Raw genomic sequence first — 1066 nt, 5'->3', positions numbered from 1 at the left:
AAGTTGTGCGGGCGCTGCCGTGGAGTACTTGTCCCATAAGTTCGTGCGAAATTCCAGCCCGGAAAATACACCATCTCTCTCTGGGACTATACAACTAGTGGAGTCGTCTCGTCTCTCCAGTTTATCAGAACTTCACATCAAACGTTCCGTTTTTGATCCGCACGGTCTGCCCCGTCGTCATTTCCCGAGCGGTATACTCGAAGGTACCTCCCGCTATTCGAGCCACTGTATCCAGACGAGTGAATGTCACCGTTCCCGTGTTTGAGCCATCCGTATAATAACGAGTGGGTGCTGGTGGGTTGTAGGGGTCGTCCCCAGACTGTGGTCCCCGGTACTGCGTGTAGCCAGCATAACTATCCGGGTTGGGCGCATAGGGAATAGGCCCCCTGACGTAGCCCACGGGATAGGTGCCGGAACCTTGCGTCGCTGCCAGGTAAATTTCCAGCACATTCAGCGCATCTTGTGCTTGTAACACAAACCCGCCTTGCGTACCGGTGCGATACGCCCGCAGCGGCTGCCGGCTCGTCAGTAGAATAGGGTCCAGATGAGGCGTAAATGCCTTGCCAGCAATCTGACAGGAGAAGGTGTTCTTTCCGGAAGGTAGTGGGACCGTTTCCTTTTTCTTACAGGAAGCGGTTGCGAGCACCACCGCAACAATGACAATAAGCTGTTTCATAGCGGAAAGTTGATAAAATGCCGTGATAATAGGTAGGAAAGGGTTCGCGAACATAGTGGCGGCAAAATACCATTTTAGCTATTATCACGCTTTTAACTAAGCCTACTTCTGCATGACCAGAGCGATGCTTCAACTGAATTGCTGCATTTTGCTTCCGACCGTTTTCTTGAACACGCTGCTGCTGCATTTGACGCTTCATCCGATTGGGCAAGGAGCCCCCTACCTTGCGCGTCCCTGCCGGAGCCGGTTGTCGGTCGGCGTTTACTTTTCCCATGCCCATGCGCTCTTGGCTGCTGCTGCCGCTCTTTTTCCTTACATCCGGTACGCCCCGCTCGCCCCGCATCGTGCTGCCGGGGTATTTTACCTGCCGCGGGGCCCTCATGCTGGAAA

At 54.1% G+C, this 1066-nt stretch carries 2 protein-coding genes; both read right to left on the bottom strand.

The genetic code is table 11. From position 1 onward, the window contains the following. Positions 1-124: 124 nt before the first annotated feature. Positions 125-676 (bottom strand): hypothetical protein, encoded by a 552-nt coding sequence (locus CDA63_RS20055; protein ID WP_126546995.1) that lies wholly within the window; start codon positions 674-676, stop codon positions 125-127. Beyond that, positions 624-875 carry a hypothetical protein gene (locus CDA63_RS20690; RefSeq protein ID WP_126546994.1) on the bottom strand — a complete coding sequence of 84 codons (252 nt, stop codon included), beginning with the start codon at positions 873-875 and terminating at the stop codon, positions 624-626. The genes CDA63_RS20055 and CDA63_RS20690 overlap by 53 nt, the downstream gene beginning before the upstream one ends. Positions 876-1066: the final 191 nt, after the last annotated feature.

This window comes from Hymenobacter amundsenii (assembly GCF_002204745.1).
Taxonomy (GTDB): Bacteria; Bacteroidota; Bacteroidia; order Cytophagales; family Hymenobacteraceae; genus Hymenobacter; species Hymenobacter amundsenii.
Note: the sequence above shows the minus strand (reverse complement) of the source record. Positions and strands in the feature narration are given on the sequence as shown.